The organism is uncultured Algibacter sp., from assembly GCF_947490405.1.
Taxonomy (GTDB): Bacteria; Bacteroidota; Bacteroidia; order Flavobacteriales; family Flavobacteriaceae; genus Algibacter_B.
The window spans coordinates 222,243-236,509 of the sequence record NZ_CANLGU010000002.1 but is presented as its reverse complement, the minus strand read 5'-3'; the positions used below and the strand labels follow the sequence as shown (position 1 = coordinate 236,509).

Annotated in this window: 9 protein-coding genes and 1 tRNA gene; 8 read left to right on the top strand and 2 right to left on the bottom strand. The window is 31.6% G+C overall.

Features of this window, described 5'->3' with window-relative positions; genetic code table 11:
* The first annotated feature begins 113 nt into the window (after positions 1-113).
* From Q0772_RS04985 to Q0772_RS04960, 6 genes are all read left to right on the top strand, one after another.
* On the top strand, positions 114-3,248 hold the full coding sequence (locus Q0772_RS04985) for a UvrD-helicase domain-containing protein (RefSeq protein WP_298340994.1): 3,135 nt from the start codon (positions 114-116) through the stop codon (positions 3,246-3,248).
* A gap of 21 nt (positions 3,249-3,269) precedes the next feature.
* Complete coding sequence (gene kbl / locus Q0772_RS04980) at positions 3,270-4,463, top strand: glycine C-acetyltransferase (RefSeq protein ID WP_298340992.1); 1,194 nt, start codon at positions 3,270-3,272, stop codon at positions 4,461-4,463.
* A 146-nt stretch (positions 4,464-4,609) separates the two neighbouring features.
* Entirely contained in the window at positions 4,610-6,004 is a 1,395-nt protein-coding gene (locus tag Q0772_RS04975) for an OmpA family protein (protein ID WP_298340990.1), read from the top strand.
* Positions 6,005-6,083: 79 nt separating this feature from the next.
* Positions 6,084-8,831: a PD-(D/E)XK nuclease family protein gene (locus Q0772_RS04970; protein ID WP_298340988.1), complete on the top strand. Its 2,748-nt coding sequence runs from the start codon at positions 6,084-6,086 to the stop codon at positions 8,829-8,831.
* 2 nt (positions 8,832-8,833) lie between these two features.
* Positions 8,834-9,676, top strand: coding sequence for an alpha/beta fold hydrolase (locus Q0772_RS04965; protein ID WP_298340986.1), 843 nt, complete (start codon positions 8,834-8,836; stop codon positions 9,674-9,676).
* Positions 9,677-9,682: 6 nt separating this feature from the next.
* Complete coding sequence (locus tag Q0772_RS04960) at positions 9,683-11,359, top strand: glycerol-3-phosphate dehydrogenase/oxidase (RefSeq protein WP_298340984.1); 1,677 nt, start codon at positions 9,683-9,685, stop codon at positions 11,357-11,359.
* Between the two features lie 34 nt (positions 11,360-11,393).
* On the opposite strand, the gene Q0772_RS04955 is transcribed toward Q0772_RS04960, so the two are convergent.
* A tRNA-Ala gene (locus Q0772_RS04955) sits at positions 11,394-11,467 on the bottom strand.
* A 6-nt stretch (positions 11,468-11,473) separates the two neighbouring features.
* Positions 11,474-12,268 (bottom strand): universal stress protein, encoded by a 795-nt coding sequence (locus tag Q0772_RS04950; RefSeq protein ID WP_298340982.1) that lies wholly within the window; start codon positions 12,266-12,268, stop codon positions 11,474-11,476.
* 58 nt (positions 12,269-12,326) lie between these two features.
* Between Q0772_RS04950 and Q0772_RS04945 the strand changes: the two genes are divergently transcribed.
* Positions 12,327-12,827, top strand: a complete 501-nt coding sequence (locus tag Q0772_RS04945) for a GNAT family N-acetyltransferase (RefSeq protein ID WP_298340980.1) — start codon at positions 12,327-12,329, stop codon at positions 12,825-12,827.
* Positions 12,824-14,158: an MATE family efflux transporter gene (locus Q0772_RS04940; RefSeq protein ID WP_298340978.1), complete on the top strand. Its 1,335-nt coding sequence runs from the start codon at positions 12,824-12,826 to the stop codon at positions 14,156-14,158. Before Q0772_RS04945 ends, Q0772_RS04940 begins: the two co-directional genes overlap by 4 nt.
* Positions 14,159-14,267: the final 109 nt, after the last annotated feature.

Sequence of the window (14,267 nt, the reverse complement as noted above, 5' to 3'; positions counted from 1 at the left end):
TAATTTATTAATATTTAATTTCTTTCAAATTTACGCATAAAACGGGGCAATAAAAAATAATAAATTGTTATGAAACCATTGATAGTTTTTATCTTGTAAGCAAATCAATCTTCATGCTACAACCATCGCCTTTTACCATTTACAACGCCTCGGCAGGAAGCGGAAAAACATACACGCTTGTAAAAGAATATTTGAAGATTTTATTTAAGTCAAACCATCCTGAACCTTTTAAACATATTCTAGCTATAACCTTTACCAATAAGGCCGTTGCAGAGATGAAGGCACGTATTATAGACACGCTTAAAACCTTTGCAGATGAAACGGTTTTAAAAAGTAATGATACTATGTTTGAGAGTATTAGCAACGAACTGGAAATAGAGCCCTTAAAACTACACAGGAAAGCCAAAAGTTTATTGAATAGTATTTTACATAATTATGCGGCTTTTGATATTTCTACTATTGATGGATTTACTCATAAACTCATTAGAACATTTGCCCATGATTTACGATTGCCTCTAAATTTTGAGGTAGAATTAGACCAGGATGCATTATTGAATGAAGCGGTTGATAGTTTAATTGCTAAAGCTGGAAATGATGATACTCTTACTAAAATTTTAGTTGATTTTGCTATTGAAAAAGCAGATGATGATAAGAGTTGGGATATAGCTTTTGATTTTAATAAGATTGCTAAACTTTTAGTGAATGAAAACGACATGCCTTATGTAAATAGTTTGGAGGAGAAAACCTTGAACGATTTTAAATTGCTTAAATCCCAATTGAAAAAGGAAATTTCTGAGTTAGAAAATAATATTGTTGACAATGCCATAACTATACTAGAGTTAATAGAAGAATCTGGATTAGAATTTAAAGACTTTTCGAGTAGTTTTTTACCTAAACACTTTGAAAAATTAGCCAATAGAAATTTTACTGTAAGTTTTGGAACTAAGTGGCAAGAAGATATTGAAACTAAAACGCTTTACCCTAAAAGGGTTACAGATACTATAGCGGCTATAATTGAACAAATACAACCAAAATTAGCAGCAAGTTTTAATGCAACAAAACAAGCTTTTTTTTATTTAAAGTTTTTAAAAGCATTTTATAAAAATGTAACGCCTTTATCGGTTTTAAAGGTTATAAATAATGAGCTACAATTGCTCAAAGAAGAACAAAACAAAATGTTAATCTCTGAGTTTAATTCCATTATTAGCAATGAAATAGCTGAACAGCCCACACCTTTTATATACGAGCGTTTAGGTGAAAAATTTAAACATTATTTTATTGATGAATTTCAAGACACCTCTGTGATGCAATGGGAGAATTTAATTCCGTTGTTAGACAATTCTCTATCTGCCGCAAACGGTAGCACAATGCTTGTAGGGGATGCAAAACAAGCTATCTATCGTTGGCGAGGTGGTAAAGCAGAACAATTTATTGATTTGTTTAATAAAAAAAGTAAGCCTTTTCAAGTTGAGCAAGATGTTAAAAACCTTGAAGAAAACTATAGAAGTTCCAAAACTATAGTAGATTTTAATAACGAGTTTTTTAAATTCTTATCATATCAGGTTTTTAATAATAAAGATTATTCAGCACTTTACGAAAACGCTCATCAAAATATAACCAAAAACCATGAAGGTTATGTATCGCTCTCTTTTTTAGACATTGAAAAAGACGATGATAGAGATGAAATTTTTACAGAATCGGTTTTTAATACCATTAACCATTGTTTAAAAAAAGGATTTGATCTTCAAGATATTTGTGTTTTAGTTAGAAAGAAAAAGGAGGGTGTTGCTATTGCTGATTATTTGAGCCAAAATAATATCTCAATAATATCTTCTGAAACCTTATTGATTAACAATTCACCTGAGGTTGCCTTTATAAATAATGTATTACAATTATTGATTCAACCAAAAAATAATGAGGTTAAAATTAAGGTTCTAAATTATTTAACTGTCCTTTTCAATATTGAAGATAAACATGATTTTTTCTCAAAATACATCAATCTTTCTGCTGAAAAACTTTTAAAAAGTCTTGATATATTCAACGTTTACATTGATATTAATATTCTATTACAACTTCCGCTATATGAATTAGCTGAAACGATTGTTAGAGGTTTTAATTTAGTAAAACAATCCAATGCCTACATTCAGTTTTATTTGGATGTTGTTTTGGACTTTTCGCAAAAAAAAGGCTCCGATATTTCTACTTTTTTAGAATACTTTGATAAGAAAAAAGATAGCTTAAGTATTATTTCGCCTCAAGGCCAAAATGCTGTGCAAATAATGACCATACATAAATCCAAAGGACTAGAATTTCCTGTGGTGATTTTTCCCTATGCAGATTTAGATATTTATCGAGAACTTGAGCCTAAAGAATGGTTTAGTTTAGATAAAAAGCAATTTAACGGGTTTTCACATACACTTCTCAACTACAATAAGGATTTTGAAAATTATGGTGATGAAGGGTTGCGCATATACAATAAACACCAATCTGAACAAGAATTAGATAATATTAATTTACTCTACGTAGCGTTAACTCGTGCCATTGAACAAATACATATCATTTCAACAAAAAACATATCATCTAAAGGTATTACCAATCCAAAGAAGTATTCTGATTTATTGATAAATTACCTTCAATATAAAGATATTTGGGACGATACAAAAGTTAATTATAGTTTTGGAAATCCAGAAAAAACTTCTAAAGACTCGATTGATGAAAACAACATGCAATTTCAACAAGAATTTATTTCAACTGCCAAAGAAGACCATAATATAAAGGTTATTACAAAGTCTGGATTACTTTGGGATACATATCAACAAAAGGCCATTGAGAAAGGAAACCTAATCCATAATATTATGGCTCAAATTAAAACCAGTGATGATGTTAATTTTGTAATTGATGATTTCTTGAAATCTTCCATAATAAATACCGAACAAGCCAAAGCTGTTGGAAAAATTATTAAAAATTTATTGGTACATCCTAAACTTCAAGATTATTATACTTCAAACTACACCATTTATAATGAACGCGACATTATTTCAAAAGATGGCATTATTTTAAGACCTGATAGAATTGTAATTAATTCAAAAAATGAAGCAGTTATTATAGATTATAAAACAGGAGAACAAGACAAAAAACATGAGCAACAATTGCAATCTTACCAAGATGTTTTAGAAGCCATGAAAATAAGCATTAAAAAGAAGATTCTTGTCTACATAAATGATGATATTTTAGTAAAAGATATTTAAATTTGCATAAAACGCAATAAAATGTACGGAAAACTGAAAAATCATCTTCAAAAAGAACTGCAAGTTATAAAAGAAAACGGGCTTTATAAAGAAGAGCGTATTATTACCTCTGCACAAGGTGCCGAAATTACTTTAAATACAGGTGAAACCGTACTAAACTTTTGCGCTAACAACTATTTAGGGTTATCATCACATCCTGAAGTAATTCAGGCAGCAAAAGACACCATGGATACGCATGGATTTGGTATGAGTTCAGTACGTTTTATATGCGGCACTCAAGATATCCACAAAACTTTAGAGCAAAAAATAGCAGAATTTTATCAAACTGAAGATACTATATTATATGCTGCTGCTTTTGATGCTAATGGAGGTGTTTTTGAACCTTTACTTACTAAAGAAGATGCTATTATTTCTGACTCACTAAATCATGCATCCATCATTGATGGTGTACGTTTGTGTAAAGCTGCTAGGTATCGGTATCAAAATAACGATATGGTAGATTTAGAAAAGCAACTTATAGACGCTAATTCAGATGGTGCTAGGTTTAAAATAATTGTTACAGATGGTGTTTTTTCTATGGATGGGTTAATAGCTCCTTTAGATGAAATTTGTGATTTGGCAGATAAATATGATGCTTTAATTATGATTGACGAATGTCATGCAGCTGGTTTTATAGGAAAAACAGGCAAAGGAACTCTTGAAGAAAAAGGTGTTTTAAACCGAATTGACATTATTACAGGAACTCTTGGTAAAGCTTTAGGTGGCGCTATGGGTGGTTATACTACAGGTAAAAAGGAGATTATTGATATGTTACGCCAACGTTCTAGACCTTATTTATTTTCAAATTCTCTTGCACCAGCAATAGTTGGTGCATCAATTAAAGTATTTGATATGTTAGCAAATAACACAGAATTAAGAGATACTTTAGAATGGAACACGAATTACTTCAAAAAAGGCATGAAAAAAGCTGGTTTTGATATCGTAGATGGTAATTCTGCTATAGTTCCAGTGATGCTATACGATGCAAAACTATCTCAAACTATGGCAAACATGCTTTTAATCGAGGGTATTTATGTAATAGGCTTCTTTTTTCCAGTAGTCCCAAAAGAGAAAGCTAGAATTCGGGTTCAACTTTCCGCAGCTCAAACAAAAGAACACTTAGACAAGGCTATTACTGCGTTTATTAAGGTTGGAAAGCATCTAAATGTTATCTAAACTCATTCTTAACTAGTATATGAGTTAAAGTAATCATTAATAGGACTCAGTGTAATGTTTAATATTTTTATATATTTGTCTTTGTTAATAACATTTAACAACTTACTTTTGTTCACAATTAACACTTAAAAATTAAACTTTTGAATATGAAAAATCTTAGCAGATTATTGTTCGCTATGTTGCTTGTACTTGTTTATAGCAACGTAAATGCGCAAGACAAAAACAATCCATGGCAACTTACTATTGGAGTAAATGCAGTTGATGCATATCCTTCTGGCGATGGTGGTAACTTTAGTGACTCTTTTGGAGAAGAATTATTTAACGCCACAGATCACTGGAACATTTTACCTTCTTTATCAACCATTTCTGTATCTAAATATCTTAGTGATGGTTTCTCTTTTGGACTTGCTGGATCTTTAAACAAAATAGAAAAATGGGGTGATGCAATTGACGCAAATGGAGACAAATTAGTCCCTGAGGAAGTTAACAACGTTGATGATTTATCATATTATGCAATCGACGCTACTATCAAATACAATATCTTAGAAGGAAAAACTATCGATCCATTTGTTGGAATAGGTGGTGGTTACACTTGGGTAGATGAAATTGGTGCTGGTACATTAAATGGAACTATTGGTGTAAACGTATGGTTCAGCGAAAATGTTGGTTTAACATTACAAACTGCTTACAAACATGCCTTTGAAGATTACTTAAATACACATTTCCAACACTCTGCTGGTCTTTCTATCAAATTTGGTGGAACGGATACAGATGGTGATGGTATATACGATAAAGACGATGCTTGTCCAGATGTTGCTGGTTTAGAAGCATTCAACGGATGTCCTGATTCTGATGGTGATGGTATCGAAGACAGTAAAGATGATTGTCCTAACGAAGCTGGTTTAGCTGAACTTAATGGATGTCCTGATGCTGATGGTGATGGTATTGCTGACAATAAAGATAACTGTCCTACAGTTGCTGGATTAAAAGCTTTAAACGGTTGTCCTGATGCTGATGGTGACGGTGTAACTGATGCTGATGATAAGTGTCCTAACGAAGCTGGTCCTTCTGCAAATAAAGGATGTCCATGGCCAGATACAGATGGTGATGGTGTTTTAGATAAAGATGATAAATGTCCTGAGGTTAAAGGTACTGTTGCAAACAACGGTTGTCCTGAAGTTACTGCTGAAGTACAAAAAACATTAAACGAATATGCTAAAACTATCTTATTTGATACTGGTAAAGCAACTATCAAAGCTCAATCTGAAGCTGTATTAGCTGACATTATTGGAATTCTTAAAGAATACCCAACTGCTAAATTTACAGTTGAAGGTCATACTGATAGTGTAGGTAGCGAGAAATTAAACCAAAGATTATCTGATTCTAGAGCTAATTCTGTTAAAGAATACTTAGTAACTAATGGTATTGATGCCTTCAGATTATCTGCTCTTGGATATGGAGAATCTAAACCTATTGATTCTAACAAAACTAGAGCTGGTAGAGCTAACAACAGACGTGTAGAAATTAACTTAGCTAAATAATTAACAGCTGAATTAATTTAAAATAAATAAGTTTACTAAAAACGCTTCGGTTTTCCGAAGCGTTTTTTATTTTTATACAATGACGACTTTCATTCATGATGTTTTAAGAGATTTACAACACAACAAAAATAATCTATCCCAATTAACATTTGTTTTACCCAGTAAAAGAGCTGGAATTTTTTTAAAGAATGTGCTATTATCAATTGTTGATGAAACCATATTCTCTCCAATTATTCTAAGTATTGAAGAGTTTGTTGAAGAACTATCACAATTAAAACCCATTTCCTCTACTGAGCTTCTTTTTGAATTTTATTCTACTTACACACATTTAACAAAAGAAAAAAATAGAGACACTTTTGAATCGTTTTCAAAATGGGCTCAAATACTAATTCAAGATTTTAATGAAATTGATCGTTATTTAATTCCTCAAAAAAATATCTTTAACTATTTAAGCGCTATTCAAGACTTAAAACATTGGTCAGTAGAAGGAAACAAAACTGATTTTATAAAAAAATATCTATCCTTTTGGAATAAATTGAATACTTATTATCAGCATTTTACAACACAACTTCTTAACAAGAAAATTGGATATCAAGGATTGATTTATAGGGAAGCTGTTGAAAATCTTGAAGCTTATATTCAAAATAATTCAGAAAAAAAGCACGTGTTTGTTGGCTTTAATGCCCTAAATACTGCTGAGGAATCCATTATTCAAGAATTACTTCAAAATGATTTAGCTCAAATCTACTGGGATATTGATGATACATTCATAAGTAACCCAAAACATGATGCAGCGCTATTCATCAAATCACATTTAAAAAACTGGAAATACTTTGAAAACAATACTTTTAGCTGGATAACAAAAAATTATTCAAAAGACAAAAACATATCTGTTGTTGGCATTCCTAAAAATATAGGTCAAGCAAAATACATAGGTTCTATTCTAAAAGACTTACAACAAGAAAATCCTCATTTAAATAGTACTGCCGTTGTATTAGGAGACGAAAACCTATTAATTCCAGTACTAAATTCTTTACCAACTAGCATTCAGGCTTTAAATGTTACCATGGGGTTTCCTTTAAAGTCAATCCCTATGGCATCTCTATTTGATGCACTTTTTCAATTGCATAAAACCAATTCAGAATCATTCTACCACAAAGATATTATCAATATTTTGTCGCATCAGTTTATAAGGCCTTTACTGGTGTTAAATGGTACAGATAATGCTTCAAAAATTATTGAAACAATAGATAGTAACAACCTTGTTTATTTAAATAAAGGTAAACTCACGAAAATTATTGAGGGCGAAAATAAAATTTTAGATTTATTATTTTCTAGTTGGAACAACTCTACATCTATAGCTTTAGCGAGTTGCTCAAAACTCATATTGTTCATAAAATCCTATCTGGATGAAAAATCAAACTTACTCGCATTAGAATACGCATTCCGCTTTAATGAATTGTTTAATGAATTGACGAGATTAAACTCAGAATACCTGCATATAAAAGATATTTCAACACTATTCAGTATTTATAAAGAGCTTTTAAGTAGCGAAACTTTAGATTTCCAAGGAGAACCGTTACAAGGTTTACAGGTAATGGGTATGCTTGAGTCTCGTGTTCTAGACTTTGAAACTGTAATTATTTCTTCTGTAAATGAAGGTATTCTACCAGCTGGAAAAAGTAATAATTCTTTTATTCCGTTTGATGTAAAATTGGAAAACAACTTACCAACCTACAAGGAAAAAGATGCAGTATATACCTATCACTTTTACAGACTTTTACAACGCGCAAAACATGTTTTTATATTGTACAATACAGAAGCAGATGTGCTAACGGGAGGCGAAAAAAGCCGATTTTTAACCCAACTTGAATTGGAGGGAATCCATAATATCAATCACCAAATAGTTGCGCCAAAAGTGCCAGTTGTTAAGCAAAGCTTAAAGGTTGTCAAAAAAACAGATGTTTTGCTCAAAGATATTTTCTCGGTTGCTAAAAAAGGATTTTCACCATCGTCTCTAACCAATTATATGAGAAACCCTATTGATTTTTATTATCAAAAGATTTTAAAAATTAGGGAATATGATGATGTAGAGGAAACCGTTGCAGCTAATACCCTAGGAACAGTGGTTCATAATACCCTAGAAGATTTTTACAAGCCACTCATAAATCAAATTTTAACAGTTAACAGCATAAAAAGTTTAAAGCCAAAAATTGAAAAACAAGTTGCGTTTCATTTTAAAAATGAATATAAACAAGGTGATATTTCAAAAGGAAAAAACCTTATAGTATTTGAAATCGCAAAACGCTACGTATTAAATTTTTTGAATGCTGAAATCGAGGATATCAAAATAGGTAACGAGATAAAAATTCTTCAAATTGAAGCTACTAATGAAGTTGAAATAAATATTCCTAGCTTAGAATTCCCAGTAATCTTAACTGGAAAAGTAGATAGAGTTGATAGCTACAATGGTGTTACAAGAATTATCGATTATAAAACAGGTAACGTACAACAAAATCAAGTAGAAGTTATAGATTGGGAAGATATCACTTCAGATTACAAAAAATATAGCAAGAGTTTTCAAGTGCTAACTTATGCTTACATGATGCATAAATCGAATCAAATTCATTTACCCTTAGAGGCTGGAATTATCTCATTTAAAAAGCTGAATTCAGGATTCCTAAAGTTTGCCAAAAAAGAAAGTTCTAGAGGAAAAAAAGACTCCTTAATTACTAAAGACACTATTTTGGCCTTTGAAGTTGAATTGAAATCATTAATTACTGAAATTTGTAATCAGAATATTGATTTTATAGAAAAAGAAGTTTGATTATGAAAATATCAAAAAATATAATTGTAGAAGGAAAGCACAAAAAACCAATATTAACTGATGTGTTTTATAATGAAAACGTAACACAAAAACCGATAGTCATTTTTTGTCATGGTTATAAAGGTTTCAAAGATTGGGGCGCTTGGGATATTATGGCAAAAACATTTGCTGAAATTGGATTTTTCTTTATAAAATTTAACTTTTCACATAATGGTGGGACTTTAAAACAGCCCATTGATTTTCCAGATTTAGAAGCTTTTGGGAATAATAATTATACAAAAGAACTTGATGATTTAGAATCTGTGATTAATTGGGTCTTTAAAAATTCTGAGTTCAAAGCCAATATTGACACAGATAACATCAATATAATAGGGCACAGTCGAGGTGGCGGTATTGTAACCATTAAAGCTGAAGAAGATCCTCGTGTTACTAAAGTGATTAGTCTTGCAGGGGTTTGTGCTTATGGTAAACGCACTTCAACCGTTGGAGATTTAGAACAATGGAAAAAAGATGGTGTAAAATATGTTTTAAACGGACGCACAAAACAACAAATGCCACATTTCTATCAATTTTACGAAGACTTCAAAGCAAATGAAAACAGGTTAACCATAAAACGAGCTGTTTCCAATTTAAAAATTCCATATCTCATCATTCATGGAGATGCAGATACAAGTGTATTAATAGATGAAGCTCACCAACTTCATAAATGGAACGGAAAAAGTAAATTAGAAATTATTGAAAATGCAGACCATGTATTTAATACCAAACATCCTTGGATAGAAAAAACAATTTCGAAAGAATTAAAGGCAGCTATTAAGCTCATAGTAGACTTTATAAAACATTAATTTAGATTGAAAACATCAAACTTTTCTATTTTACACAGAACGTCTCAAATACAAAAACTTAAAACCGAAGTTTTTGATTTAGCTATTATTGGCGGCGGCATTACTGGCGCTGGTATTGCACTTGATGCTTCAGCAAGAGGTCTTAAGGTGTGTTTAGTAGAAAAAAATGATTTTGCTTCTGGCACTAGTAATAAATCCACAAAACTTATTCATGGTGGTTTACGTTATTTAAAGAATTTTGAGATTAGTTTAGTTCGAGAATCAGGATCAGAGCGTGCCATTGTTCACAATCTTGCACCACACTTAGTAACACCTCAAAAAATGCTATTACCACTGGTTGAAGGTGGTACTTATGGTAAACTTATGACAGCACTAGGCTTAAAGGTTTACGATTTTTTAGCTGATGTTAAGGGTGAAGATCGCAGAAAAATGCTCGATAAGCAAGAAACCATCGCTCAAGAACCCTTGCTAGATGAACAAACTGTTGTGGGTGGCGGACTTTATGCTGAATATAAAACCGATGATGCGCGATTAGCAATTGAAATTTTAAAAAATGCAACTGCATTTGGAGCAACAATAATTAACTATTGTGAAATGACTGCGTTTAACTATAATGCAAGTTCAAAAATTGAGAGTTTAAATTGTACAGACATAAACACAAATGAGGTATTTACCGTTAAAGCCAAAAGTTATTTATCAGCAGCTGGTCCATGGGTAGATACCATTAGAAAAAAAGACAATTCTATTAATAAAAGGCGTTTGCACCTTACTAAAGGCGTGCACTTGGTATTTCCTTTTGAAAAACTACCTGTAAAACAATCGGTGTATTTTGATGTGTCTGATGGTAGAATGGTATTTGCTATTCCAAGAGGGCGCGTAACCTATGTAGGTACTACAGATACTGATTACTCTGGAGATTTAGATCGAATTGTTACTACACAACAAGATGCCAATTACCTACTAAACGCCATAAATAATACATTTAAAACTGTAAAATTAACACTAAGCGATATAGAATCGAGTTGGGCAGGACTAAGACCATTAATTCATGAAGAGAATACGTCGGCTTCAGAATTATCCAGGAAAGATGAAATATTCGTATCAAAAAGTGGCTTAATATCTATGGCTGGCGGTAAGCTTACAGGCTACAGAAAAATAGCATATAGAGCTTTAGAAACTGTGTTAAAAACATATTCTAAAGAAAATAGTACGAGTGCATTTCTAGAATCTACTACAGCAACAATTTCTTTAGTACAACCGCCACTTAACTCTAGTGAAGATATAGCAGCATATCAACAAGAGCTAACAGATAAATTACTGCAATTAGGCATATCAGAAGCATATTATGCCAATTATTTGTGCAGATATTATGGAAAACAGGCAGATATTATCATTAAAAAAATAAATGATTTTGAATCTCTCAATCCCTTAGAAAATCTAATTAGAGCCGAGACTTGGTTTGGTGTGCATTTTGAAATGGTAAATAGCCTTAACGACTTTTTTATAAGACGTACTGGCCGCTTGTATTTTGATATCGCCAGCATCTACAAATTTAAAGATAGTGTTACAAAAGATATAGCATTACTTTTAAATTGGAGTAGCGAAAGAACAAAAAAAGAAGTAGCACTATTAGAGTTGGCACTTAAAGATGCTACAACGTTTTACAACGAAGAATTCAAATAAAAAAGCAACATCAAAAGATATTGCTTTTTTAAAGTGGAGAAGATCGGATTCGAACCGACGACCTCTTGACTGCCAGTCAAGCGCTCTAGCCAACTGAGCTACATCCCCATTTTGTTATTTCAATCCACTTAAAACTAACACAGGAATACTACTATGAAAATCTTTTTTCAAAATGGTATTCTTCTCCCATTTCTTAGCAAAAAAACCACGTTTACGTCTCACTACGCACAATATATCTGGATTATGCGATTGAAAATGTTCTAAAACACCTTGAAACGTCGTAGCATTTTCAGTTTTTGTTGTTTTATTTATAATGGCTGTTAAATCTTCACTTACATTAAAATCATCTGCTTTATAAAACGGTGTTTTAACCAATAATAAATTTACAGAGGTTTTAAATGTCGATTTTAAATCTTTAAGAGGTTGCAACGCATTTTTCTTTTTAATTGTAGCTGATTTTATAGCCATCAAAATATTTGTGGGTTTTGAGAACTTATAACCTTCTGGCACAATTAAAGCAGGTACATCCATTTGTTTTATAATTTTCCCAGAAGTTTTTCCAAGGTACACCTCTTCTTTAATTGATGTGGTCTTAGGTTCAATTAAAACCATATCAACATCAGCTGCTTTACATGCCAATTCTAATGTATCAATTAAATTACCTTTTAAGGTTTTTATAACAACATCAACACCTTTAGTATCAACCTTAGAAACTAAGTCTTTTAAAAAAGCCAAACTTTCCTTTTCAATAATTTTATCCACTTTTATCATAGTACCAGCTTTGGTATAAACATTATACACTTGTACTACAAAAACTTTCGCATGAATAGCAGCAGCAAAATCTACTGCATACTGTAAATGACTTACTGCATTTTTTGATGAGCCTACTGGAACTAAAATATTCTTCATATCTATAACTTTAAAAGCTAAATTTACAATAAATTTGATGCAAAAGTATAATAATTAAATGATTCGAAAGGGAGCGGTAGCAGATATAAAAAATATTCTTAAAGTCACAAAAGCATGTGCGGCTTTTATGATTACAAAAAATATTTTTCAATGGAACGAATACTACCCTAATAAAAAACCCTTTATAAATGATGCTAACCGAGGAGAATTATACGTTTTAGAAATTGAAAATGAGATTATAGGTTGTGTAACAGTTTCAACGTTTATGGACGAGGAATATATTCCAATCTCTTGGTTAACACCTAATGAAAAAAATATTTACATTCATCGTTTAGCTGTTCATCCAGATCAACAAAGCAAAGGTTTTGCCCAACAACTCATGCAATTTGCTGAGGATTATGCTCGAAAAAATAATTATCAATCTGTTCGATTAGATACGTTTTCACAAAACAAAAGAAATCAAAAGTTTTATGAACTTCGTGGCTATAAAAAATTGGGCGATATCTACTTCCCAAAACAAAGTGAACATCCATTTCACTGTTATGAACTAGTCTTGTGAATACAAACATCAGTTTAAAATATATAAACAAACTGGCTATTCCAGCATTAATTTCTGGAGTATCTGAACCTATTTTATCATTAACAGATGCTGCCATAATTGGAAATATAGACATAAACGCAACAGAATCTTTAGCTGCCGTTGGTATAGTTACCACATTTATATCTATGCTTATTTGGGTTTTAGGACAAACCAGAAGCGCCATTTCTTCTATTGTATCTCAATATGTTGGTGCTAATAAACTAGAGAACATTAAAAACCTTCCAGCTCAGGCTATTTTTATAATTACCTCACTTAGTATTCTTATTATTTTTGGAACATATCCCATAGCAAAACAGATTTTTAAACTTTATAATGCCTCCGATTTAATTTTAGATTATTCAGTTATCTACTATAAAATACGAGTGTTAGGGTTTCCATTTACACTATTTACCATTGCCGTTTTTGGAGCATTTAGAGGTTTACAAAACACCTACTATCCCATGATAATTGCTATTATTGGTTCAGCATCAAATATTGTTTTAGACATTGTTTTAGTTTATGGAATAGAAGGTTTTTTAGCACCAATGCATATTGAGGGTGCAGCATACGCTAGTGTTATTGCGCAAATATTAATGGCAGGTTTTTCAGCGTTTTATCTTCTTAAAAAAACAAGCATCCCATTAAAACCAAGCTTTCCTTTTAATCCAGAAATAAAACGATTCATTTTAATGATTCTAAATCTTTTTGTTAGAACCATTGCCCTAAACGTTACACTGTACTACGCTAGCGCATTTGCAACAAGCTACGGTGCAGAATATATTGCAGCCTATACCATAGCTATTAACTTATGGTTTTTAGGAGCATTTATAGTTGATGGTTACGCAAGCGCCGGTAACATTTTATCGGGCAAACTATTTGGAGCAAAAGCCTATACAACTTTAATAATACTAAGTAATAAACTCATAAAATACGGTGTAGTTATAGGTATTATTTTAGGCATTATAGGCGCAATATTTTATTATCCTATCGGGCGTATTTTTACCAAAGAACCAGAAGTTTTAAAAGCCTTTTACAACGTATTCTGGATTGTACTCGTTATGCAACCCCTCTGTACTTTGGCTTTTATTTTCGATGGTATTTTCAAAGGTCTAGGAAAAATGAAATACCTAAGAAACGTGCTTTTATTTTCAACCTTTCTTGTTTTTATCCCTGTTTTATTTTGGTTAGATAGTTTAAACCATAAACTCCATGCCATATTTATTGCTATTACCATTTGGATTATAGCACGAGGTATTCCATTAATTATAAAATTCAGGAAAATATTTATACCGCTTGCGCAAAAAACTTAACTTTGGGCCAGTAAATAGACATTAAAAAAATCACAGTATGGATATTATGTCATTCATTAGCGGAAACGGATTATTTCTAATACTAGGTCTAGTTTTAATCATCGTATAT

Bases quoted from the DNA above. Each gene is read 5' to 3' on its own strand.
- Q0772_RS04970 (WP_298340988.1), top strand. From the start codon at position 6,084: ATGACGACTTTCATTCATGATGTTTTAAGAGATTTACAACACAACAAA.
- Q0772_RS04975 (WP_298340990.1), top strand. From the start codon at position 4,610: ATGAAAAATCTTAGCAGATTATTGTTCGCTATGTTGCTTGTACTTGTT.
- Q0772_RS04950 (WP_298340982.1), bottom strand. From the start codon at position 12,268: ATGAAGAATATTTTAGTTCCAGTAGGCTCATCAAAAAATGCAGTAAGT.
- Q0772_RS04985 (WP_298340994.1), top strand. From the start codon at position 114: ATGCTACAACCATCGCCTTTTACCATTTACAACGCCTCGGCAGGAAGC.
- kbl (WP_298340992.1), top strand. From the start codon at position 3,270: ATGTACGGAAAACTGAAAAATCATCTTCAAAAAGAACTGCAAGTTATA.
- Q0772_RS04945 (WP_298340980.1), top strand. From the start codon at position 12,327: ATGATTCGAAAGGGAGCGGTAGCAGATATAAAAAATATTCTTAAAGTC.
- Q0772_RS04965 (WP_298340986.1), top strand. From the start codon at position 8,834: ATGAAAATATCAAAAAATATAATTGTAGAAGGAAAGCACAAAAAACCA.